The organism is Anabaena sp. 90 (genome assembly GCF_000312705.1).
GTDB classification, from domain to species: domain Bacteria; phylum Cyanobacteriota; class Cyanobacteriia; order Cyanobacteriales; family Nostocaceae; genus Dolichospermum; species Dolichospermum lemmermannii.
In genome coordinates this window covers 2,441,809-2,463,969 of sequence record NC_019427.1, presented here as the reverse complement: position 1 = coordinate 2,463,969, position 22,161 = coordinate 2,441,809, and the positions used below count along the sequence as shown (strand labels likewise).

Sequence of the window (22,161 nt, the reverse complement as noted above, 5' to 3'; positions counted from 1 at the left end):
TTTGAAGATACCAATTATCATCTAAGAGGTTGTTTGAAAACTTTTTCGTGTGGGATCTGACACCCGCAGATCCCCCTAAATCCCCCTTGGAAAGGGGGACTTTGAGGAATTTAGCCCCCCTTTGTAAGGGGGGTTGGGGGGATCTGAATTAATTCTGATACTTTTCAAACATCCTCTAATAATTGTTCTAAAGAATAGGGACAATTATCAGGGAATAGATTTGATGCTAATCCTGTTTTTTGAACAACAACTTTCAAAGCAACATTGTAAATATGATCTAATTCTTGAACTAACTTATTTTTTAATGTAGTAGTTAAGCTATTGTTTAAATCATCTCTAAAAGCGATTATTTCTCCCTGCCAATGCCGATGGTTTCGATCATATTCGTCTTGCCAATATTCTAATAGTAAAATATGAATTATAATTTGTCTTAATAGACTTCTAACTTTGTTTAAATCATTTCTTCCCAAACTTTCTAACTCCTCAATTAAATTTTCTAAGTCTAAGTTTTCTAAATTTTTTGCTTTTAGAAGCTTAATAGTTTCTTCCAACCAGAGATAATCGTCAATTTCATACAGTCTTTGTAGTTGATTTGGTGTTTTATTTAACATAATCACAATCCTTTTTTTGTTAGGATGGGTCATTTATAGCGTTTTCCGCTTTGATGAGGTACAAAGTTGAATCATGAAACTCTTGTGGTGCGGGCATCTTGCCCGCTAGATATGTACCTCATAACACCGGGAAGTGCTGTAAAATCAGCCTTTTGATTAAAGATTAACATAATTTCCGGCGCTTCGATTTCCGGCATTGCTGATTTTATGGATGAATATACCTTTGCCACATTTGCTGATACGCATTCTCCATTTCCCGGGCAAATTTCTGACCATTCCATAGCGGTGATGTTTGTCTGGACTTTCGCAATTTCCACACAATTTCTTGTCTTAATTTCTCATCCTTACCCAACCTCACACCCCACTCGACATACTCTTCATCACTCCAAGCTAAACCTTCAGTTACACCCACATTCATCATCATTGTATAGCTGTTCCGGGCTGCAAATTGTTCCCCCACTCTTGTCACTATCGGTACACCCATCCATAATGTTTCTAAAGTAGTAGTTGCACCATTGTAGGGATAGGTATCTAAAACGATATCTGCAATGGCTAAATTGGCGCGGTGTTCCATCTCTGTAGGTGCAGTGGGTAAAAACCTAAAACATTCTAAATCAAGTCCTTGGGCTTCAGCAAGGGGGGCAATAAAATTTTGCATATCTTCATGATTGCTGCGAGAAGTTTTCAGCAGAAAATAACTATTAGGAACTTGTTTGATAATTTGCATTTGTAACCGGATATTATCGGGATTACGTTTTAATCCACTTTGAGAACTAAAATAAATAATTCCATCATTAGGAATATCTAAAGATTCTCTACTAATAGTTGGTGTTCCCACGGTAAAACCATCAATACCAATATAATTTTGCGGGAGTCGCCAAATCTTTTCTGTATAATAATCCTGTGCTGATGCAGGTAAGACATAGTTATCAGCAATAAAATAATCAACTCCGGGCAAACCAGTTGCATCATACCCCAACCAAGTAACTTGAATTGGTGCAGGTTTCAGGGCTAAAATAGCACAATTTCCATAGGATGTTAAACTATCTAAATCAACTAATATATCTATTTCATCTTCATTTATTTTATCTGCAATTGTCACTATCGGCGGGCATAATTGATGAAAATGATCACCAAATTCGTTTTGATAAGCTTGTTGTTGTAGATCATAAATATTCTCTTTTAAAGAATATAAATGAATATCAAATTCTTGGCGATTATGATATTTTAATAACCACCAAGCTAAATAACCAACAGAATGGGAACGAAAACACTCCGATACATAGCCTATCCTTAAAGGACGCTTACTCAAAGCAGGACGAGGTTTATTCAAACGCTGTTGATAAATGTTGATCTCTTCAGGAAATTCTTTCCAGATCATTTTTTGACATAAAGTAGCTAATCTATTGCGAATTAATCTATTTTCATGGGGATTATCTTCCATGTATAGGAAAAAGTGACCAAATGCTAAGAGGGAGTTTGTAAGTAAACTTTTGCTTTCTGTTTCACTGCTGACAAGATCACATAAAAGTTGTTTATATTTTTGGTACGTTTGTAGAGCTTTTTCTGGATTTTCGAGAGACTCTAAAAATGCTGCAAGTAAGTAGTGAGTGCCATATATTTGCTTAATTGGTTCTGGGGACGTTGCTAAATATTTGTTTGCCCAATCAATAGACTCTTGATAATAATCTCTTCCTAGTAATTGTAGGGTACTGATTATTTTGACAGTAAAATATAGACTATCAGGTTCTAAGCGGAAGCCAATTTTGCAGAAATAAATTGACATCCCAAGGTTAAAACAAAAATAATAGCTATCAGCCTTATCTATCAATAATTTAATAATAGTTTCAGAATTTATTAAATAAGGTATAAAGGCTTCTACTAATTTATCTATCAAAGCAGGAGGATTAACTGGGTTAGGAAGAAGCAACTTCTCAATCACTTGCACTAATAATGTCTCATCAAAAATAGGGGGTTCTATTAGTTCAGATATAATAGCAATTAATTGATTAATAGTTGTTTCCCAATCCTCAATTTTTAAATCAATATTTAGTTCAATTATTTTTAAAAGATTATTAATATCACCAGGGACAAATTCTCTAATGTGTTGACGAATTACCCAAGCTAGTTGAGATTGAGAATCTGTTTCCTGTTGTTGGGCAGCATTGAATAAAATTTCTGTTAATTGCAGTAGCCATTGTTCTGATTCTTCCTCTCCAAATTCTAGCAGTGGAGTCATCCAGGCTATCTGCGCTTCTTCTTCTCTTCCTGCTAATAACAAAGCTAATCCTAAATACCAATAATTAGTAACTTCCTGGGGATTTTCTGTAATATTTTGTTCATATTCTTGAATAGTTAATAAGCTTGGGATAGCAGAAATTTGAGTATTTAAGTTGGTGGTAATCATTTAAAAATTGAACTACTTTTAATTATCTTGTCAATGAACTTTTTGATTAGATTTGTAGGTTGGGTTGAGGAACGAAACCCAACAAATACGTTGAGTTTACGTTGGGTTTTACTTCGTTCAACCCAACCTACGGGAAAATGGCAAAGGTATTGATCTAATTATCTTGTCAATGAATTTTTTGATTAGATTTGTAGGTTGGGTTGAGGAACGAAACCCAACAAATACGTTGAGTTTACGTTGGGTTTTACTTCGTTCAACCCAACCTACGGGAAAATGGCAAAGGTATTGATCTAATTATCTTGTCAATGAACTTTTTGATTAGATTTGTAGGTTGGGTTGAGGAACGAAACCCAACAAATACGTTGAGTTTACGTTGGGTTTTACTTCGTTCAACCCAACCTACGGGAAAATGGCAAAGGTATTGATCTAATTATCTTGTCAATGAATTTTTTGATTAGAGGATGTTTTAAAAGTTTTTAATGTGTAAACAGACCCCTCTCCAAACCTCTCCCCTGGTAGGGGAGAGGCTTTAAAAACCCCATTCCCTTGTAGGGAAGGGGGGGAGGGGGTTAGGTTTTTGGAGATTATGGGTTTCATACAATACTTTTGAAACAACCTCTTAGAGGGTGTTTGAAAAGTGGTATTCCGTAATTTTCATCACATTGCTACCCCCCTTTCCCCTTGTAAAGGGGGGAAACAATAAAAATCCAGTTCCCTCCCCTTTACAAGGGGAGGGTTAGGGTGGGGTAAAAAATATTTGATACATCAACCATAACTTTTCAAACAACCTCTTAGACATCTGCTGGGAATTAGGCGTTACCTAAAACCCTTGTAGAGACTCGACCCGGGTAGGGATTCTCGTCTCTACAATCTTGCTCTTCAGATGTCTATTCAGCAGTGCCAAAAACTTTATTTGAGAACGTCCATAGTAGGAGTGTTACAACTTGTACCACTAGTCGGAAGTAAATTACCTGAAGTAGTAGCGCCTTGGACATTAACTGTTTGACAAATGATACTCGGAGCATCACCACTCGCTGAGATAAATACACCACCGCCATAGCCTTTGAGAGAACTCGTATCGAGAGCAGAAGCCGCAATAGTGGCAGATGTAGCACTAGCATTTAAAATATAGTCATAGTTACCAGTCCTTGTGGTGTTTAGTCCAACTGCTACATCGGGAATAGTGGAAGCAAATGAGCCTTGTTCTATCCGTCTGGTTTGTTGCCCCTTGTTGATTGAACTAACGGTGGTTTTTGCTTCCGTTTGTTTAGCTTTTGCTGCTTGGTTGATGAAAGAAGGTAGAGCAATAGCGGATAGAATACCGATGATGATAATAACAACTAACAGTTCAATAAGGGTGAAACCTTCGCTATCTTTCTTTTTGCTGAGGATTTGTTGGATGAATTTGGCTTTTAGTTCGGTTTTCATGGTATTTTTCCCTGATTTGGACTATTGTTCGTTTCTTGATGGAAATAACTTACCCCATTCCGATCAATTTCATATCACTTCCAGGAAAAAACTTTTTTCCCCATCTGTTCAACAGTTCTAACTGGGGGGTTAAAAATAGGCTAAAATCCTTATATAGACGTACTTTCACTATCTAGAGGCTGAAAATAGACATGGCTACTATCCCTCGTTCCCTAGCTCTACCGGGGAATAGACTCCAAAAAGCTGTGGCTCTACTATACTTGATTCGAGGCAGAGCCTCACATCTACATTCCCAGTCAGAGACTGGGAACGAGTTGAATATACCCAGTTCTGAATTTCCCCATGACGATTATAAAAAAGCAATTACCAAATTTCTGGAAATTTACGAAAAATCCGAGCCTATCCCAGCGATTAATGCTAATTGGGATTGGTATGACCCTATTTTTCATCTTCTTAGCCTTTTTTGCTCCTGTTTTCCAAAGTTGGGGATGGTTGCAAAACCCCAGAGAGTTTCTCTCTAACCCTATTCATGAACCACCTTCGGCCAAACATTGGTTTGGAACGAGCCGTTTGGGTTATGATGTCTTTTCTCGCAGTGTGTTTGGTGTACAAGCCGCGCTGCAAGTTGTGACTTTAGCGACATCATTGAGCATGATCATCGGTGTACCTTTGGGCATGGTCAGCGGTTATTTGGGGGGAAAATTAGATAAAGCTCTATTATTTCTTATGGATAGTATTTATACTTTGCCAGGTTTACTACTGTCAGTAACATTGGCTTTTGTCGTGGGAAGAGGAATCTTAAATGCAGCGATCGCTATTAGTATAGCTTACGTTCCCCAATATTATCGCGTTGTCCGTAACCACACCGTCAGCGTCAAAACTGAAGTATATATAGAAGCTGCACAAGCCATGGGTGCTTCTACCTGGGTTGTCTTATCAAGGTATCTATTTTTCAATGTTATTCAAAGCGTCCCCGTCCTCTTTACCCTCAACGCCGCAGATGCCATCTTAGTTTTAGGCGGGTTAGGATTTTTAGGGTTAGGATTACCCGAAGACGTGCCAGAATGGGGATATGATTTAAAACAAGCTCTAGAAGCACTACCTACAGGCATTTGGTGGACTACTCTGTTTCCTGGTTTAGCAATGACAACTTTAGTTGTAGGGTTATCACTACTTGGTGAGGGGTTGAATGAATTTGTCAATCCTCGTCTAAGAAGAGAAAATAGGTAATAGTCAGTTGTCAGTAGGGGCGAAGCATTTGGAAGATAAATTATCGGTCATTGCCAAAAATAGTTCTCCAAATGCTTCGCCCGTACAGTTGTCAGTAGGGGCGAAGCATTTGGAAGATAAATTATCGGTCATTGCCAAAAATAGTTCTCCAAATGCTTCGCCCGTACAGTTGTTAGTTGTCAACCAACAAAAATTTAATTATTACTGAGAGAGTTTTGTGAACGATAATATTACTTTAATTGCGGCTGCTACAGGTGGATTTATGGTTTCTCTAGCCTTGTCTGGTATTTTAAAAGGTGCGCCAATCGCAAATTGGCAACAGGCACATAATAATTTACACCCCATTGTCAACGTGCAAATTATCAGTAAAAATAAAATAAATTAAAATTATGCAGCAAGTAATTGGTATTGATTTAGGGGGAACTGCGATTAAACTTGGTCGGTTCACAGCAGATGGTAATTGTTTGCAATCTTTATCTGTGGATACTCCCCAACCCGCAACACCAGAGGCTGTATTATTGACAATAGTAGATGCAATATCACAAATTGACCCCAATAATGAAAGTGTCGCCATTGGTTTAGGTACTCCTGGCCCTGCTGATGCTGCGGGAAGAATTGCGAAAGTTGCTATTAATCTAGTAGGATGGCATGATGTCCCCCTAGCAGATTGGTTAGAAGCCAAAACGGGTAAACCGACAATTTTGGCTAATGATGCTAACTGTGCAGGTTTAGGAGAAGCTTGGTTAGGTGCAGGCCGAAATTTCCCCAATTTGATTTTACTAACTTTGGGGACTGGCGTTGGTGGGGCAATTATTCTTGATGGTAAATTATTTGTCGGACATCAAGGTGCAGCAGCAGAATTAGGTTTAATTACCTTAAATCCTGATGGACCAATGTGTAATAGTGGCAATCAAGGCTCATTAGAACAGCATACTTCAATCTCTGCTATCCGTCGCCGCACAGGCAAAGAACCAGCAGAATTAGGCGCACTTGCCCAAGCTGGAGATATAGAAGCCTTGACTTTTTGGCAAGAATATGGTAAAGACTTAGGAATTGGTTTAACCAGTTTACTCTATGTGCTGACACCCCAAGCAATTATTATTGGTGGTGGTGTCAGTGGGAGTTTTGAATTTTTCTTACCTGCATTAACAGCAGAAATCGAAAAACGAGTTTTACCAACTTCCCGTGCAGGTTTGCAAATTCTCCCCGCAGAATTAGGAAATACAGCGGGAATGGTAGGCGCTGCTAAGTTAGCATTGGCAATAGGTAATTGGTAATGGGGGTAGAAACAGCTTGATAATTTCTACCCATAACTAGCCTTATGTTACTGTTTGTCCAAGTCTTCAATTAGTTGATCAACAAATTCCCTTAACCGTTGCTGCCAGTTAGGGACGGTTTTAATTTTTTCCCTGACTCCAGGTAAAACCTTAAATTGCAAGGGTGATTTATCGTAGGCTACTTTATTTTGTGGTTTAAATTTAATCCGAGGCATTGCTAAATCCTAATATATCTGATATACTAGATATCATAGCACGACATTGAAGGTCGAATCAATGCTTTTATCATTCAAAACCGCGTTAATTCCAAATAACGGACAGGTTACAGCTTTTCGTAAAGCATCTGGAGTAGCTAGACACGCTTACAACTGGGCAAATGCTCAAGTTATAGATATCTTAGCTACTCAAAAAGAAGGCGAAAAACTTAAATTACCATCAGCGATTGACCTGCATAAAAAGTTAGTTGCTGAGGTAAAATCTGAGCATATTTGGTATTACGAAGTTAATAAAAATGTTCCTCAGAAGGCGTTAGCTGATTTACGCTAGGCTTGGGATAGGTGTTTTGTAAAAAACATCAAACAACCCCGATTCAAGAAAAAAAAGCTGTGAGAAAATTAGCTAAATTACACGCCAAAGTTTCTAATATTCGCAAGGATTCTATTCACAAATTAACCTACTATCTAGCTAAAAACCACAGCATAATTAAAATAGAAGATTTGCACGTTAAGGCATTTTTGAAGAACCACAAATTAGCAGGTGCAATTGCAGATTGTGGGATGTATGAATTTAAAAGGCAATTAGAGTACAAAACTGAGAAATTCGGGAGTGAACTAATCCTTGTGGATAGGTTCTTTCCTAGTTCGCAAACATCCTCTAACTGCGGTAATCATCGTCATAAAATGCCATTAAACAGCAATACCTTAGTCAAATTACGAGGGTGAGATGATAATGCTTTAACCATGAACTCCCGTTCCTCGCTCTTGCTTGGCAAAAACAATCACCCCTAAAAATTCCTTAAAGGTTTCCGACAAGGATTTTTTAAATGTATTGACGGTAGGATAAGGGTTTTAGATTCTAAACTACCTTTTCATCGAAACGCTTATATATGATTATTTTTGCCGTTTTTGCCAAAAATTATCAAGGCTCTTATTTTGGCAATAGTATTGAACAGGAAATAAGCACTAAGAGGGTGTTTGAAAAGTTATGGTTGATGTATCAAATATTTTTTACCCCACCCTAACCCTCCCCTTGTAAAGGGGAGGGAACTGGATTTTTATTGTTTCCCCCCAAAGCATAGGGGGGACTAAGGGGGGTAGCAATGTGATGAAAATTACGGAATACCACTTTTCAAACATCCTCTAAGGTTATCGCTGTCCAGATGTGTCTAGACTTTGGTAATTTTGGGTAAGTTTTATAGAACGGAAAACCGACAACCGACAACTGACAACTGTACGGGCGAAGCATTTGCAGAACTATTTTTGGCAATGACCGATAATTTATCTTCTAAATGCTTCGCACTGTACGGGCGAAGCATTTGGAGAACTATTTTTGGCAATGACCGATAATTTATCTTCCAAATGCTTCGCCCCTACCGACAACTGACAACTAAGAAACTTGTACAGGCTTGGGTGTGGTAGTTGTCGAATGAAATTGAGAAATTGCAGCGGTCATAAATCCTTTGAATAAAGGATGAGGTGCGTTGGGGCGAGATTGAAATTCAGGATGAAATTGACAAGCGATAAAGAAAGGATGTTTGGGATATTCAATAATTTCCACTAATCTACCATCTGGAGATGTGCCACTCACCAAATAACCAGAATCTAATAACTGACTACGATAGACATTATTGAACTCGTAACGGTGACGGTGGCGTTCATAAATGACTTCTTCTTGATAAAGTTGGAAAGCTAGGCTATTGGGAAGTACCCGACAAGGATAAAGTCCTAAGCGCATTGTCCCGCCTAAATCTACTACATCCTGTTGTTCTGGCAACAGGTTAATAACCGGATTGTCAGTATATGGGTCAAATTCGGCGCTATTGGCATTAGATAAGCCTTCGACATTTCTCGCCCATTCAATCACGGAACACTGCATTCCTAAGCATAAACCTAAAAAGGGAATTTGGCGATCGCGGGCGTATTTAATCGCCGCAATTTTCCCATCTATGCCCCGACTACCAAAACCGCCCGGAACAATGATACCATCAACACCTGCAAGATAGTTTTCCGGTGGTTCATTTTCCAAAACTTCCGAGTTTATCCACCGCAGACGCAAATCACCATGGGTCGCAATAGCCGCATGACGTAAAGACTCGACTACAGAAAGATAGGCATCACCTAACCGCACATATTTACCAACAATAGCAATTTCGACGGTATATTTAGGATTATACATCCGGTCTACCATGTTTTCCCATTGGGTCATATTGGGTTGACGCTGTTCCATTTGTAGTAAGTTAAGAACTTGTTCAGCTAATCCTTCCCGTTCTAAAATTACTGGAACTTCATAAATACTGCGAGCATCTGGACTGGTAATAACACATTCTACAGGGACATCACAAAACTCTGATAACTTTTGTTTCAAGCCGACCGGAATGGGGCGATCGCTCCGACATACTAAAATATCTGGTTGAATGCCAATTGATCTCAATTCTTTGACAGAATGTTGAGTAGGCTTGGTTTTCATTTCTCCCGCCGCAGCGATCCAAGGCAACAAAGTAACGTGCATATACAACACATTACGCTTTCCTACTTCCTTTCGCAGTTGACGAATTGCTTCTAGAAAAGGTAGTGATTCAATATCACCCACAGTTCCGCCAATTTCCGTAATTACCGCGGCAGGATTAGTTTCTTTAGCAACTCTGAGAATTCGCTCTTTAATCTCATTGGTAATGTGCGGAATTACCTGAACAGTACCGCCATTATAGTCGCCTCGGCGTTCCTTATTAATAACTGACTGATAAATCAAGCCAGTAGTAACACTGTTTAACCGAGACATAGAAGTATCAGTAAACCGTTCGTAATGTCCCAAATCCAAATCTGTTTCTGCACCGTCTTGGGTGACAAAAACTTCCCCATGCTGAAAAGGACTCATTGTCCCTGGATCAACGTTAATATAGGGATCGAGCTTGAGAATCGAAACCGAATAATCCCGTGATTTGAGCAAACGTCCCAAACTTGCTGCTACAATTCCCTTACCAATACTGGAAACCACGCCCCCAGTCACAAAGATAAACTTAGTCATAGTATTTTCAATTTCTAGCAACTTCTAAATATAGATTTTGCTCCCGCAGGAGAATTTGTGTAGACGATTTTCGAGGCTTGTTTGGAGGATGAATTTTGCCCAATAACTCCACGTCCCAACCTTTTTGGCCAATGTATTGCCATTTCCACATCATTTATGTTTGACTCCATCTTGGCCATTGTGCCACAGTCCCTATTCTGAAATCTTCTGTGTTTGTCCATGAAAAAACTCTTAGGATTAGTATTATTTAATTTTTTAGTCACCTCCTCAGTTGCATTAGCACAAGAACCACTTTTAGTAGTTTTTCCCCCGACAAACTACCAAACCAGCACAGAAAAAATATTTTTTATCGGTACAGCGCCCCCCGACGGGCAAGTTTTAATTAATGGTAAGCTCGTTAACCGTAGCAAAGCCGGGCATTTTTCCCCCAGTTTTCCCTTACAGTTAGGAGAAAATATATTTAAAGTTCGTTACCAAAATCAAGAACGAGAGATTAAGATCATCAGGGTATCTACTCAACCTGAGTTACCCCAAGGGTTAGGCTTTGCTAAGGATTCCTTGACTCCTGCTGTCGATATTGCCAGATTACCAGGAGAATTAATTTGTTTTAGTGCAGTTGCACCACCTCAAGCTACTGTCTCGGTTAATCTGGTAAATCAAAATATTGCCCTTTTACCCCAGCCTTCACTTGCACAATTACCTCCAAATTCGAGTATTTTGACGGGGTTAAATCAGCCTAATCTTTCTATTCTTACCAAATACCAAGGTTGTACAACAGTCGCAAATGCTGCTGATTTAGGAAAACCTCAATTTAATTTACAACTGAATGATCAAAGAATAACTCAAACTGGTTTAGGTAAAATCGAAATTCTCGCGCCCACACAATTAGCAGTTGCAGAAATTGCATCAGAATCAGGCGTTACTCGCACGGGACCTAGTACCGATTATTCACGACTGACACCATTGCCAAAGGGAACTATGGCAAGTGTTACGGGAAAAGAAGGTGAATGGTTGCGCTTAGACTATGGGGCTTGGATTAATAGCAAGGAAACTACAATTATATCAGGTGCGGTTGCACCACAGACAGTTATTCGGAGTGTCGGCTATCGGCAATTGGCTGAAGCAACGGAGATGCGTTTTCCCTTAGAAACTGCTGTTCCCGTGAGTGTAGAACAGGGAAATAACTCCTTTATTCTCACCCTCTACAATACCACTGCTCAAACAGACACAATTCGTCTAGATGATGATCCCCTAATTTCTCGCCTAGATTGGCAACAGGTAAGCCCCACACAGGTCAAATATACTTTTAACCTCAAAAAGCTCCAACAGTGGGGCTATAAGCTGAGGTATGACAATACAACTTTGGTTTTAACTTTACGTCATCCACCCCAGCTTAAAAATAGTAAACGCCTACCTTTATCTGGCATCAAAATTGTACTTGATCCAGGACATGGAGGTAAAGAATCTGGTGCGAGTGGACCAACTGGGTATTTAGAAAAAGATGTGAATTTGATAATTTCTCAATTGCTGCGAGATGAGTTGGTGAAGCGCGGTGCTAAGGTGGTGATGACGAGGGAAGATGATCGAGATGTGTCTTTGGGGGAACGTCAGACGATAATTAATAAACAAGAACCTGCGATCGCTGTTTCCATTCATCATAACTCTTTACCAGATAATGGTGATGCGGAAAAAACTAAAGGCTTTGGTACTTTTTGGTATCATCCTCAATCACACAGCCTCGCAGTATTTTTACAAAATTACGTAGTTAAAAAACTTGGTAAACCTTCCTACGGTGTATTTTGGAATAATTTAGCCCTGACTCGTCCTAGTGCTGCACCGGCGGTATTATTGGAATTGGGTTTTATGAGTAGTCCCTATGAGTTTGAAGAGATAGTTAATCCTCAAGCACAGAAGAAAATGGCTAATATTTTAGCTGACGGGATAACTAAGTGGTTTAAAACTGTGAAAGAATAAGAATCAGATCCCCGACTTCTTAGAGAAGTCGGGGATCTAAATGTCACTAAGTTTCAAAATGTCGGCGAAAACGGTTATCAATGTTATTAGTTTTTTGCTGATTACAAATTAAGCACAGAGTTTGTAAGTTACTAATATCGTTTTTTCCCCCACGAGATAAGGGGATAATATGATCAATGCTGAGTTGCGTTTCTTGGGAGATTTTACCGCAGCTTTGACATTGATTTTTATCTCTTTGGAAAACGTAGGTTCTCACTTCTTGAGGTATGGGGATTCGTGGGGTTTTGTTCATGTTTTGGTTTCGCGCAAAGGCGCTAAGAAGCAAAGGCGCAAAGGTAAGAGTTATGATGTAGCTTCATTTAGCTTACGTTGTATCTCCATAAGGGGTGATTCTGGTTCTTTGATTTCTGGTTCTTCAGGACAAAATTCTAGAGAAACTTTCATTCTTATTTTTCCTTTTTGCCAATTTTTACTAGGTTTTAAAATCTGACAATCTACACCTGCACTTGACCAATAAGATTCGTCATAAGATGGAAGTTTACCACTACCATGATCACGGAGTTTATTGTTCAATTCTTCTAGCTTTTTATTCAAAATGATTTCTGTCATTAGTGAAACTAACAGACTTAATTTGAAAGTTTTATTTCCAAAATCAATCACAACATCACCTTCTTCAGAATCCAAAATTTGAAACTTCTCTTCCATCTCTTTCTTCCTTTGCGTCTTTGCTTCTTTGCGACTTTGCGCGAAACCTCAAAATTAGGTGAACACAGAAAAATCCTGCATTCACCCCAAACATTATACCTCTTCTTCCCCAATTATCGGCAGTAAATGTTCATATAACTGCATCGCTTGTAAACAGCTATTAATTCCCGCAACTGCTGTATTATATTCCTGAATTTTCTCCCCAACCTGACTCAACAAACGTTGATTATTAGCAATCTTTTCCTCAGCTTCTTGTTGTAAAGTCTTCTCTAAATAAGCCTTCGCATAAGGATATTGTTGTAATATCTCATCTGCTTGTTTTTCCCCCATTGGTAACAACTGAATTTTGATAGTTTGGTTGATAGTTTGACGGAAAGATTGACGAATAGTATGGGAAACTTTCGGTTCAAAGTCTAACTTCAATAATTGTCTAATTGCAGGTTCAGCGTCAACAATACTTTCTGCATCATAACCTTGAGAAGTTTGTTCCAACACTTGTCGAAATTGATAGATAGAAAAAGTTCCTTCATTATAAAATCTAGGACTTTCTCGCACAAAGCGATCGCATTCAACACTAGCAACAGTTACCAAAGCTTGAGTAATCAATTTTTCTATCTCTTTTACCTGTAATTCAATTCCCCCATCATTACCCAACAAACGATATAATTGACGGTAATATTCTGCTTTTCTAATCTTTGTCATTAACTGTTGAAATAGATTAGCAATAACTTGTTGACAAGACTCTATTAAAATGTCTTCCAACTGATTTGATAGGTAATAAAAAGCCTCTACTAAAATAGCTAATAAGGGTGCGGTTGCGTTTCTAGGATGACTCAAAGTTGCGCGACGATAAGCTTCTGCAACGGAAAAGGTATCTAGTAATTCATCAAGACGACGAATCATGCGTGATTGTAATTGTCGAAAATCTGTTTCAAATTCTTCGCAATTATTATTAATTAATCTGTTAACTTCATCATGAATATGCTGATGAAAATCTCTTCCAACTTGCTGGAGTTGCTGATTTAATTTTTGCAACTCATATTCTTTCATACTTTCGATTTCTCGCGGTTGACTATCTAAATCAATTTGCACACTTTGATAGTGGTTCTTGAGTTTGATACAAATATCTTCTAAATCATCTGCAAGGTTTTTGAATAATTGGGGACGTTTTTCTTCTGTCAGATAGCGAGTAATTGATGTACGAAATTCTTCAATTCCACTATCTTGAATTAGTTGGTTAATTAATGGTGTTCCCTGTTCGCTTAAAATTCTCACATAGTTGTGATTAGAAGTTTCATAATTATGGAGAGAAATTCTAAATTGACTGGGAGAAAGTTTACCTGAAGCAACGCAGTAGCGATTAAATTCATTTACAAATTGTGGTGTTTCTTCTTTCCCATCTAAACCTTTAACACTTTCTGCAAAAATCGAATCTAAACCAAATCTATCTAATCGCGTTGTTTGTTTAATTTGACTTCCGTAAAATCCTAACAAACCACTAGTTTTATAAACTCTAGTAGTATCTCGAAATTGACTGTTAATTAAATCTTCTAACCGTTGTCTAAGTTGGTTAGTGTACCAAGTTTCATCAATGCGGTTAAAGATATAAAAAACCCTGTCTCTTATCCCCGCATTTTCCCGCATTGTTTCTAACAGTTGGGTTTCTTCCTTTGTCATATCTCCTGCTGAAGCAGGTTTGAGAACACAAACTACTGCTGATGTATCTGGGTGTTGAATTTTTGCATAAGCTAATTGTGCATCTTTTTCGACTGGTGCATCAATTCCTGGTGTGTCTATAATCACGTTACCATCTTCCAAAAGCGGGTGATAACAATAATATTCAATTCTCTTCAAAACCGCGCTATTACTACCTCTACGCGCATATCCTGCGGCTTCTTTGAGGTTAGTAAAATTAAACTGTTCCATGGAATAGGTTGCATTATTAAAGCTGTTAATTCTTTCTTTGTTTGCAACATATCCTTCTAACAATAAAATTAATGCTTTTGCTTGTTTTGCACGTTCTGATTTACTCTCTCCTCCTTCTTGTTGAATAATTGCTGTACAACCTTGATGCAATAAATCAACTACATCTTGTTTATTGATATTCTCTACGGTATTAAATCCCAATTGTTGACACAAAAACACCGCTTGTTCTTGAATTTCTTTTTCACTCAAAAAGGTTAAAACAACTCTTTCTGAATCTACAGGTGCATATTCAATTTTACATTCTGTACCAGTTGCGTGTCCTTCTGCACTATATAATAATTCTCTCTCCAAAAGTGCATTAATCAACATTGATTTACCCGCACTAAAAGCACCCGCAAACACAATTTCAAACTTGGGAGAAATCGCTTTATCCAAAGAAATTTTCACAGATGTAATATCTTGAGAACGCAAAGCTGCTTCTTGCTGTAGAAGTTGGAGAATAGATTCAACTTGTGCTTGCAATTGCTGACACTGAGGATTTAAACTTGACATAAAAAGTAGTAAACAAGGTGCATAAATATTGTAATACTACTTATCATAGTTTAGCTACATCATCCCCAATGCACTACGAGTCACACCTAATTGGTTTTGTAGCTTCAATTTTGGCCAAAGTTAAGAACTTATTTTAAAATGTAGGTTTACCCAGGTTTAGTTATCTGGAGTGGTACGACAAAAATTGGCACCCTAATTACTTAAATTGTCAAGCAATAAAGAGTTTAAAACTAATAACTCAGCATTACCAATAGGTAACTCTAAATAGTGATAATTCTTGTAATTTATATCATTCCCTAAATCAAGAAAATCTAAACGTTTATAAAAACTTTCTGCTGTTTTCACAGAATGTAAACCTATCTTACCTTCAAATCCTAAGTGAATACTAAACATAGCTGCGAATGTTATTAAAGTTGTACCTATTCCTTTATACTTCGGTGAATTGTTAATATCTGCGCGATTCCAAGGTGCTACAGTTAATATAGCCACGTAAACTAAATTTTCACCCCGTTCTAACATTGACGGACGACCAGGAATTAACCCAATTATACCTTGGGCAACTAAATTACATTCCAATACATAGAATTTTAAGGATGGTTTCTCATGTAAATATTTGCTAAATTCTAAATCTTTGTCCCAGCATTTATTCTTGTTAAGTTCAGGTTTCCAAGACAATTCTATCTCTTCAAGATGCTTCTGAGATAAAGGCAAAATTTTTGCATCAACATATTTATTTTCAGAACATTGGAAAATTTTTAAGTTTTCTTTCATCACTTCAATACCATTTATCTCAGTAAAGCTTTAACTTACAGCACTTCCCGGTGTTATGAGGTACATATCTAGCGGGCAAGATGCCCGCACTACAAGAGTTTCATGATTCAACTTTGTACCTCATAAGAGCGGAAACCGCTGTATGTTTGAATTTAATGGTACTAGTACGCTATTACTGATACGTAAATTAGTTAACAGTGACTGTAAATATCGTAATAATATTTATCATTATTAATCTAATTCATCCCCAACGCACCACGAGTCACACCTAATTGGTTTTGTAGTTTCAATTCTCTCCAAAGTTGCGAACCGATGATTTCTCCTTCGAGTAATTTTTGATAGCTTTGTATTATTTTTTGCACTTGTTCCGGTGTCTCATTGACAAATTCAACCCGTAAATACTGTAAACCCAATCCTATCAACCGTTGCACGTATTCTGCTCCAGTTTGTGCAGTAGCGTTATATACTGTATTTCTACATCCTGCGTCTGCTTTAAGAATGTGTTCACTACCTACCCTGTCTCTAATTGTAACAGTTTGTGTGTCGCAAGGTCTACCACAATTGGTGTAGTCTGTTCCGTCAGATAGAAAAGCGCAAAATACGCAGTGTTCCATGTGGAACATTGGTATATGTTGATGTATTGTTACTTCAAAGTTTTGCGGTGGATAATTTGTAATTAAAGCTTCAAGTTGGTTAATATTTAAGTCGTAAGATGCGGTTAATCGTTCTAAATTAAAGCGTTGTTGAAAATAATCTGCGGTTAAAGGGTTAGCAATATTTAAGGAAAAATCACCAACACATCTTTCTGTGGCAAAATATTCTAATTGATCATAATTTCTAATTAAATAACCATCAGCTTGGGAAGCAAGAACTTGGTTTAAAATCCAGGTTTCTCCAGGTTTAGTTATCCGGGGTGGTGCGACAAAAATACTAATTTCTTCCTGTTTTGATTCTCGGACTATTTTTACTGCTTCTTTATACTTACGAGGATCTTCAAATTCACAATATATAGTTTTGATATCTGCTGTTAATACTGCTTTTAATTGTTCGATATTTCTCACCAAAACAATCAGGGAAGGAAAATCAGGAATTGGTGTAGATTTAGAACTAATTAGATCTTGCCATTTTCCCTGATGATTTAATTCCCAAAGTTTTGGTCTACTTCTTAATTCCTCTAATTTACTAACTATTTCCCGACGCATTCGATTTAACTCACTCACGGGTAACATAATATTACCGTTGAGATTATTTATAAAAGTGTCTAAATGAAAAGGTGTATTTCCTAACCGTCCAAATTGTTCTTTTAATCTTTCTGTAGAGAGGGGTTTTGTATGGGCCTCAGCTATCAATATTTCTGATTCTACTTGAACTATATTCCAAGATTGATCACGGGATATAGCTATTAATTTTTCACCAATTTCTCCATGCACTTCGATATTAATCGGTCTGGTAAATTGGGGATGTTCTCCAGTATAACTTTGACGAATTTGTTTATCTAATTCTGGATCATTTGTTTTCCAAACTTTATCACCTATGTGAATACTATGGAAGTTTAAATCATTTCTACCAAAGGTTAATATTACATCTCGACCATTGGGAATAACTGCATATATTCTTCCCCCTTCTTCCCTCCTTTCAGGATGTCCAGAATCAAAAACAATGCCATCTCCCGGTTTCACAGGTGCTTCTAATTTCACTGTGATTTCTGCATTTCTAATTCGGGTAACTTCTCCCAAGTAAACACCCCGTTTTTTACCAAATCTCCCATGCACTAATTCTTGATTATTAATTCCCTCAAACCAACCTGTATATAGTCCGCGAGAAAATGCCATTTCTAAATTATATTGGTCTTTTTCTCGACTAGAAAATGTTTCTATATTTGTTTCTAATAGTTGATTTAATGCTTGACGATAAACGCGAGTCACGTTAGCAACATATTCTGGTGCTTTCAAACGTCCTTCAATTTTTAAGGAAGTAACTCCAGATTTTACTAATTCTGGTAAAACTTCCAAACCTGCTAAATCTTGAGGACTTAATAAATATTTTCGATCACCTAAATTAATAACTTCTCCATCTGCAATTAAATCATAAGGCATTCTGCAAGCTTGAGCGCATTCTCCCCGATTTGCAGAACGTCCTCCTAGTGCTTCGCTGGTTAAACATTGTCCAGAATATGCGACGCACAAAGCACCGTGAACGAAAACTTCTAAAGGTAAGGAAGTGTTTTTTTGAGATATTTGTTGTTGAATTTTATTAATTTCCGAAATCGAACATTCCCGCGCTAAAACTACCAATTGACAACCCAAAGATTTAGCAAATTCTACCCCCGCAGCACTGGTAATAGTCATCTGCGTTGAAGCGTGAATCGGAAAGTCAGGGGAAAGATGACGAATCAGCCGACAAATACCCACGTCCTGCACGATAACAGCATCAACACCCGCAGAAATGATGGTTTTGAGGTATTGCTGTGCTTCCGTTAGTTCTTGGGGAAAAATCAGGGTATTCAGAGTGATATAACCTTTCACACCCCGCAGGTGCAGAAATTCCATCAATTCGGGTAAATCTGCTGCTGTGAAATTCTCAGCCCGCATTCTCGCGTTAAACTTTTCTAAACCAAAGTAAATCGCATCCGCACCATTTTCTACTGCTGCTTGAGCGCATTCCCAGTTACCCGCAGGTGCTAGGAGTTCAGGGATTTTGAGGGTAGGGGTGGAGATGCTTGTCATTTTGGTTAAGTCAAGGTTATGTCAGTTTATAGATTGTATCTAAATTGGGGGGTGGTTGTGGGGAGTATGGATAATTATATTTAATATAGGATAAATTTAAGTATTAAGATATGCTATATTTGTCACATATAGTTAGATTACTTTTTAGTGATATTTAAATGTGAATATCTAAACACAAAATGATTATTAACAACAATCAAACATTGACGCTTATAGATAGGGGCAAAACTATTACCGAAAATCTATTATATCAAGTTGAGCTAATACATACAGCAGCTAATAATCAAATTAGCCAAGATCATAAAAATCAAAAAGGGCAGTTTTTAACACCCTTATCAATAGCCAGTTTAATGGCAAATATGTTTGATTTTAGTTTATCAGAAATATCATTACTAGATGCGGGTGCAGGGGCTGGTGCATTATTAACAACCGTTGTAGCTGAATTGTGTCAACTTCAGAAAAAACCAAAATCTTTACATATTACCGCTTACGAAATTGACCCTATTTTGATTAATTATTTAGAAAAAACCTTAGAATGTTGTCATAATGCTTGTAAGCAATTAGGTATAAAATTTACATACAAAATCTATCATAGTGATTTTATTGAATCAGTATTTAATTTATTACAATTTCCTTTATTTGCTCCTTCAATAACAACTGAATTTACACACGCCATTATTAATCCACCATATCATAAAATCAATGCTCAATCAAAATACCGTCTGTTATTACGTTCTATAGGCTTAGAAACTACTAACATATATACAGGTTTTATTTTTGCCACAATTAAATTACTAAAATCAAATGGACAACTAGTAGCAATTACTCCCCGAAGTTTTTGCAATGGCTCATATTTTCGAGAGTTTCGGCAATTTTTTCTAGAAAATATGGCGTTAGATAAAATTCATTTATTCGATTCTCGTCAAGAAGTATTTTCTGATGATAAGATACTGCAAGAAACTGTTATTTTTCATGCAAATAAACAGCCAAAAAATCCAGCTAATATATTAATTAGCTCTAGTATTAATGCTGAAGATGATATAATCCTATCTCATGAAATCCCTTACACAGATGTTATTCATCCTGATGACACAGAAAAATTTATTCACATTATAACAGATAATTTAAGCCAGAAAATAGTTAAGCAAATCAACCATTTTAGTTGCAAAATTCAAGATTTATGTTTAAATGTTTCTACAGGTAAAGTAGTTGATTTTAGAATCAAATCATATTTGAAACTCAATCAAGAAAAAGGTACAGTTCCATTGATATATCCAACTCATTTTCATGATGGTTATATCAGCTACCCAAAGAATACTAAAAAATGTCAAGCTATAGTATTATGTAAAGAGACAACTAATCTTGTAATTCCTAATGAACATTATGTTTTAATTAAACGGGTTTCTGCTAAGGAGGAAAAAAAAAGACTTGTTGCTGTTGTTTATGATTCCACAAAAATTGATACTCCTAGTATTGGCTTTGAAAACCATTTGAATTATTTTCATCAACAGGGACATGGACTAGATTTAATTGTAGCTAGAGGTCTTGCAGCTTATCTTAACTCTAGTCTAGTAGATGCATTTTTCCGTCTATTTAATGGACATACTCAAGTAAATGCTACTGATTTACGAAGTTTAAAATACCCCAATTTAGCACAACTTTATGCACTAGGTAAACATATAGGAGCAGAATTTCCTAACCAGTCCGAAATAGATCAACTAATAAATACCATATTATTAAATATGACTAATTCATCAGAAAATAATCCAATTGTCATTAAATCGCGTATTGATGAAGCCATAGAAATACTGACTACTTTAGGTTTTCCACGTAAGCAACTAAATGAACGTTCTGGTTTAACTTTACTAGCATTGCTTGATTTAAAACCCCATGAACCTTGGATATCTGCAAAAGCACCACTTCAAGGTATTACACCAATGATGGAATTTATGGAACAACAATATGCTAAAAAGTATGCACCTAATACGCGAGAAACAGTCCGTCGTCAAACTGTACACCAATTTATTGATGCAGGTTTAATTGTTGTAAATCCTGATAATATTGAGCGTCCTGTTAATAGTCCAAAAACAGTATACCAAATTGAAGATAGTGCTTTAGAACTGCTGCGGACATTTAAAACTGATGAATGGGATAAAAGTCTGTCAACCTATTTAGCATCTATTGAAACCCTCAAAACCAAATATGCTCAAGAAAGGTTAAAAGCCAGAATAGAAGTGAATATTCTAGGTAAAGTAATCGCACTTTCACCAGGTGGTCAAAATATTTTAATTGAGAAAATAATTAATGATTTTTGTCCACGATTTACACCTAGTAGTAACATCATTTATGTTGGTGATACAGATGAAAAATTTGTCCATTTTGATGAATCAGCTTTGTTGCAATTAGGAATTAAAATTGATACTCATGGAAAAATGCCGGATATCATCATTCATTTCCTGGCTCAAAACTGGTTAGTTTTAATTGAAGCTGTGACATCCCATGGACCAATTGATGCTAAACGTAAAACTGAACTTGAAAGTTTGTTCAAAAACTCTAAAATACCCCTTGTTATGGTGACAGCTTTCCTTAACCGCAAAGCCATGAAAGAGTATTTACCAGAAATTTCTTGGGAGACTGATGTATGGGTAGCAGAAGATGCAACTCATTTGATTCACTTCAATGGTGAACACCTTTTACAGCTTTATCAATTATAATCATAGCAATTTTCAAATCAGTGAGGTACAATTTTACTTTTTTTGGCTACAGTATTGCAAAACATCAGCGATTTTCTCTAGTTCTTGAAAACTTTTATAAGGAAGAACGCCGAAAACCCTTGAAAATGTGGCTGACTCAGTCAGCCACATTTGGGCTTTAGACAAGGGATGAAGGCTAGTACCGCAGGGCGGAAGTCAAAAGTCAAAAGTCAAAAGTCAAAACTAATATACAGTAGGCTTTTTGGCGATTGAATATGGTTGCTTTATTTACGCCGTGATGTACTAGTTGCTTTCCTTTATCCTGCATTGACGTTAATTTGAAAATTTGAAATTATTTCAAATTTTAATCCATATTCGTGATAGAATCAAATTGTCACTAAAGACATAAAAAGCTACCGAAGGACTCTCGGAAAGTTACGCTTGTCAGATATGATTTCGCCCGCCAGGGCAAACGAAATCAGGGCAAGAACCCAAATATTTAAGGCAATGCCTGAAACTGGGATAACTGAGGGATATAGACTGAAACTCTCTATAGAATCTCCGCGTCTTTAGACCGGAGAGTGTCAAAATCTCTATATATCTTTAGATAGAAATAAT

21 protein-coding genes are annotated in these 22,161 nt (G+C 37.1%); 8 read left to right on the top strand and 13 right to left on the bottom strand.

The annotated features are described in order from the left end of the window. Positions 1–164: 164 nt before the first annotated feature. From ANA_RS10755 to ANA_RS27630, 4 genes are all read right to left on the bottom strand, one after another. Positions 165–611: a DUF29 domain-containing protein gene (locus ANA_RS10755; protein WP_015080091.1), complete on the bottom strand. Its 447-nt coding sequence runs from the start codon at positions 609–611 to the stop codon at positions 165–167. 71 nt (positions 612–682) lie between these two features. Further along, positions 683–808 carry a hypothetical protein gene (locus ANA_RS28190; RefSeq protein WP_256370224.1) on the bottom strand — a complete coding sequence of 42 codons (126 nt, stop codon included), beginning with the start codon at positions 806–808 and terminating at the stop codon, positions 683–685. Positions 809–816: 8 nt separating this feature from the next. Further along, positions 817–3,018, bottom strand: coding sequence for an O-linked N-acetylglucosamine transferase, SPINDLY family protein (locus ANA_RS10750; protein WP_015080090.1), 2,202 nt, complete (start codon positions 3,016–3,018; stop codon positions 817–819). A 909-nt stretch (positions 3,019–3,927) separates the two neighbouring features. Continuing rightward, positions 3,928–4,446: a type IV pilin-like G/H family protein gene (locus ANA_RS27630; RefSeq protein WP_015080089.1), complete on the bottom strand. Its 519-nt coding sequence runs from the start codon at positions 4,444–4,446 to the stop codon at positions 3,928–3,930. A gap of 342 nt (positions 4,447–4,788) precedes the next feature. Here ANA_RS27630 and ANA_RS10740 point away from each other — a divergent pair, with 342 nt between their 5' ends. Genes ANA_RS10740 through ANA_RS10730 form a run of 4 tightly spaced genes read left to right on the top strand, consistent with a single transcriptional unit; the run spans position 4,789 to position 6,953 of the window. Next, on the top strand, positions 4,789–5,676 hold the full coding sequence (locus ANA_RS10740) for an ABC transporter permease (protein WP_015080088.1): 888 nt from the start codon (positions 4,789–4,791) through the stop codon (positions 5,674–5,676). Between the two features lie 7 nt (positions 5,677–5,683). Continuing rightward, positions 5,684–5,884, top strand: coding sequence for a hypothetical protein (locus ANA_RS10735; protein ID WP_015080087.1), 201 nt, complete (start codon positions 5,684–5,686; stop codon positions 5,882–5,884). A 9-nt stretch (positions 5,885–5,893) separates the two neighbouring features. Beyond that, a complete protein-coding gene (locus tag ANA_RS27065; protein WP_015080086.1) occupies positions 5,894–6,061 on the top strand; it encodes a hypothetical protein in 168 nt (55 codons plus the stop codon). A 4-nt stretch (positions 6,062–6,065) separates the two neighbouring features. Beyond that, complete coding sequence (locus ANA_RS10730; protein ID WP_015080085.1) at positions 6,066–6,953, top strand: ROK family protein; 888 nt, start codon at positions 6,066–6,068, stop codon at positions 6,951–6,953. Between the two features lie 47 nt (positions 6,954–7,000). Here the strand turns inward: ANA_RS10730 and ANA_RS27060 are convergent, their stop codons facing one another. Then, entirely contained in the window at positions 7,001–7,168 is a 168-nt protein-coding gene (locus ANA_RS27060; protein WP_200863821.1) for a hypothetical protein, read from the bottom strand. A 61-nt stretch (positions 7,169–7,229) separates the two neighbouring features. On the opposite strand from ANA_RS27060, the gene ANA_RS27620 reads away from it, so the two are divergent. Both ANA_RS27620 and ANA_RS27615 read left to right on the top strand, forming a co-directional pair. Beyond that, positions 7,230–7,499 carry a helix-turn-helix domain-containing protein gene (locus tag ANA_RS27620; RefSeq protein WP_235081803.1) on the top strand — a complete coding sequence of 90 codons (270 nt, stop codon included), beginning with the start codon at positions 7,230–7,232 and terminating at the stop codon, positions 7,497–7,499. 11 nt (positions 7,500–7,510) lie between these two features. After that, positions 7,511–7,894, top strand: a complete 384-nt coding sequence (locus tag ANA_RS27615) for an RNA-guided endonuclease InsQ/TnpB family protein (RefSeq protein ID WP_051155176.1) — start codon at positions 7,511–7,513, stop codon at positions 7,892–7,894. A 470-nt stretch (positions 7,895–8,364) separates the two neighbouring features. On the opposite strand, the gene ANA_RS28185 is transcribed toward ANA_RS27615, so the two are convergent. The 3 genes from ANA_RS28185 to ANA_RS26540 all read right to left on the bottom strand — a co-directional run bounded on the left by ANA_RS28185 (position 8,365) and on the right by ANA_RS26540 (position 10,350). Further along, entirely contained in the window at positions 8,365–8,487 is a 123-nt protein-coding gene (locus ANA_RS28185; RefSeq protein WP_256370223.1) for a hypothetical protein, read from the bottom strand. 71 nt (positions 8,488–8,558) lie between these two features. Beyond that, complete coding sequence (locus tag ANA_RS10720) at positions 8,559–10,196, bottom strand: CTP synthase (RefSeq protein ID WP_015080084.1); 1,638 nt, start codon at positions 10,194–10,196, stop codon at positions 8,559–8,561. A 7-nt stretch (positions 10,197–10,203) separates the two neighbouring features. After that, positions 10,204–10,350 carry a hypothetical protein gene (locus tag ANA_RS26540; RefSeq protein WP_158310523.1) on the bottom strand — a complete coding sequence of 49 codons (147 nt, stop codon included), beginning with the start codon at positions 10,348–10,350 and terminating at the stop codon, positions 10,204–10,206. A gap of 65 nt (positions 10,351–10,415) precedes the next feature. Here ANA_RS26540 and ANA_RS10710 point away from each other — a divergent pair, with 65 nt between their 5' ends. Further along, complete coding sequence (locus ANA_RS10710) at positions 10,416–12,170, top strand: N-acetylmuramoyl-L-alanine amidase (protein ID WP_015080083.1); 1,755 nt, start codon at positions 10,416–10,418, stop codon at positions 12,168–12,170. A 46-nt stretch (positions 12,171–12,216) separates the two neighbouring features. On the opposite strand, the gene ANA_RS10705 is transcribed toward ANA_RS10710, so the two are convergent. The 5 genes from ANA_RS10705 to ANA_RS10685 form a co-directional block, all read right to left on the bottom strand. Further along, positions 12,217–12,462, bottom strand: a complete 246-nt coding sequence (locus ANA_RS10705) for an HNH endonuclease (RefSeq protein ID WP_015080082.1) — start codon at positions 12,460–12,462, stop codon at positions 12,217–12,219. A 50-nt stretch (positions 12,463–12,512) separates the two neighbouring features. Next, positions 12,513–12,875: a KGK domain-containing protein gene (locus tag ANA_RS23545; protein ID WP_015080081.1), complete on the bottom strand. Its 363-nt coding sequence runs from the start codon at positions 12,873–12,875 to the stop codon at positions 12,513–12,515. Positions 12,876–12,968: 93 nt separating this feature from the next. Further along, complete coding sequence (locus tag ANA_RS10695; protein ID WP_015080080.1) at positions 12,969–15,353, bottom strand: dynamin-like GTPase family protein; 2,385 nt, start codon at positions 15,351–15,353, stop codon at positions 12,969–12,971. Positions 15,354–15,545: 192 nt separating this feature from the next. Further along, on the bottom strand, positions 15,546–16,124 hold the full coding sequence (locus ANA_RS10690; RefSeq protein WP_015080079.1) for a GNAT family N-acetyltransferase: 579 nt from the start codon (positions 16,122–16,124) through the stop codon (positions 15,546–15,548). Between the two features lie 236 nt (positions 16,125–16,360). Beyond that, positions 16,361–18,850, bottom strand: a complete 2,490-nt coding sequence (locus tag ANA_RS10685; protein ID WP_015080078.1) for a U32 family peptidase — start codon at positions 18,848–18,850, stop codon at positions 16,361–16,363. A 179-nt stretch (positions 18,851–19,029) separates the two neighbouring features. Here ANA_RS10685 and ANA_RS10680 point away from each other — a divergent pair, with 179 nt between their 5' ends. Then, positions 19,030–21,564 carry a BsuBI/PstI family type II restriction endonuclease gene (locus ANA_RS10680; RefSeq protein WP_015080077.1) on the top strand — a complete coding sequence of 845 codons (2,535 nt, stop codon included), beginning with the start codon at positions 19,030–19,032 and terminating at the stop codon, positions 21,562–21,564. The last annotated feature ends 597 nt before the right edge of the window (positions 21,565–22,161 follow it).

What these genes read in the sequence shown, in the direction of transcription:
- ANA_RS26540 (WP_158310523.1), bottom strand. Translation starts at nt 10,350, where the DNA reads ATGATGTGGAAATGGCAATACATTGGCCAAAAAGGTTGGGACGTGGAG.
- ANA_RS10690 (WP_015080079.1), bottom strand. Translation starts at nt 16,124, where the DNA reads ATGAAAGAAAACTTAAAAATTTTCCAATGTTCTGAAAATAAATATGTT.
- ANA_RS10680 (WP_015080077.1), top strand. Translation starts at nt 19,030, where the DNA reads ATGATTATTAACAACAATCAAACATTGACGCTTATAGATAGGGGCAAA.
- ANA_RS23545 (WP_015080081.1), bottom strand. Translation starts at nt 12,875, where the DNA reads ATGGAAGAGAAGTTTCAAATTTTGGATTCTGAAGAAGGTGATGTTGTG.
- ANA_RS10755 (WP_015080091.1), bottom strand. Translation starts at nt 611, where the DNA reads ATGTTAAATAAAACACCAAATCAACTACAAAGACTGTATGAAATTGAC.
- ANA_RS27060 (WP_200863821.1), bottom strand. Translation starts at nt 7,168, where the DNA reads ATGCCTCGGATTAAATTTAAACCACAAAATAAAGTAGCCTACGATAAA.
- ANA_RS27620 (WP_235081803.1), top strand. Translation starts at nt 7,230, where the DNA reads ATGCTTTTATCATTCAAAACCGCGTTAATTCCAAATAACGGACAGGTT.
- ANA_RS10705 (WP_015080082.1), bottom strand. Translation starts at nt 12,462, where the DNA reads ATGAACAAAACCCCACGAATCCCCATACCTCAAGAAGTGAGAACCTAC.
- ANA_RS10750 (WP_015080090.1), bottom strand. Translation starts at nt 3,018, where the DNA reads ATGATTACCACCAACTTAAATACTCAAATTTCTGCTATCCCAAGCTTA.
- ANA_RS10695 (WP_015080080.1), bottom strand. Translation starts at nt 15,353, where the DNA reads ATGTCAAGTTTAAATCCTCAGTGTCAGCAATTGCAAGCACAAGTTGAA.
- ANA_RS28190 (WP_256370224.1), bottom strand. Translation starts at nt 808, where the DNA reads ATGCCGGAAATCGAAGCGCCGGAAATTATGTTAATCTTTAATCAAAAG.
- ANA_RS27630 (WP_015080089.1), bottom strand. Translation starts at nt 4,446, where the DNA reads ATGAAAACCGAACTAAAAGCCAAATTCATCCAACAAATCCTCAGCAAA.
- ANA_RS10710 (WP_015080083.1), top strand. Translation starts at nt 10,416, where the DNA reads ATGAAAAAACTCTTAGGATTAGTATTATTTAATTTTTTAGTCACCTCC.
- ANA_RS10740 (WP_015080088.1), top strand. Translation starts at nt 4,789, where the DNA reads ATGACGATTATAAAAAAGCAATTACCAAATTTCTGGAAATTTACGAAA.
- ANA_RS10685 (WP_015080078.1), bottom strand. Translation starts at nt 18,850, where the DNA reads ATGACAAGCATCTCCACCCCTACCCTCAAAATCCCTGAACTCCTAGCA.
- ANA_RS28185 (WP_256370223.1), bottom strand. Translation starts at nt 8,487, where the DNA reads ATGCTTCGCCCGTACAGTGCGAAGCATTTAGAAGATAAATTATCGGTC.
- ANA_RS10730 (WP_015080085.1), top strand. Translation starts at nt 6,066, where the DNA reads ATGCAGCAAGTAATTGGTATTGATTTAGGGGGAACTGCGATTAAACTT.
- ANA_RS10720 (WP_015080084.1), bottom strand. Translation starts at nt 10,196, where the DNA reads ATGACTAAGTTTATCTTTGTGACTGGGGGCGTGGTTTCCAGTATTGGT.